The sequence below is a fragment of the Chromohalobacter sp. HP20-39 genome, from assembly GCF_033052815.1.
Taxonomy (GTDB): Bacteria; Pseudomonadota; Gammaproteobacteria; order Pseudomonadales; family Halomonadaceae; genus Chromohalobacter.
Genome location: NZ_JAWHTP010000545.1, coordinates 1 through 282, shown reverse-complemented (window position 1 = coordinate 282; position 282 = coordinate 1). Strand labels below are relative to the sequence as shown.

Annotated in this window: 1 pseudogene; it reads right to left on the bottom strand. The window is 68.1% G+C overall.

The features are described 5' to 3' along the window. Positions 1 to 282, bottom strand: a pseudogene (locus RVY79_RS19125) (heavy metal translocating P-type ATPase); the annotation flags it as partial.

Genomic DNA, 282 nt, shown 5'->3' with positions numbered 1-282 from the left:
CCGCGACGGCTGCGAATGCGAATGCATAGCGGTCGGCCAGGCGCACGGACGGGCTGCGCTCGGCCTGGGCGGCACTGACCATCCGGACAATGCCCGCAAAGGTACTGCGCTCGGCCGATGCCGCCGCCACCATCTCGAAGGCGGCCCCAGCGTTCAGCACACCGCTGCTCACGGCTTCTGCGGCCTTGCGGTGTCGCGTGACGGATTCACCGGTCAGCGTTGACTCATCTAGATCGGCCGGCTCCGACAAGGTGCCGTCCACGGGTACGACTTCGCCATGCC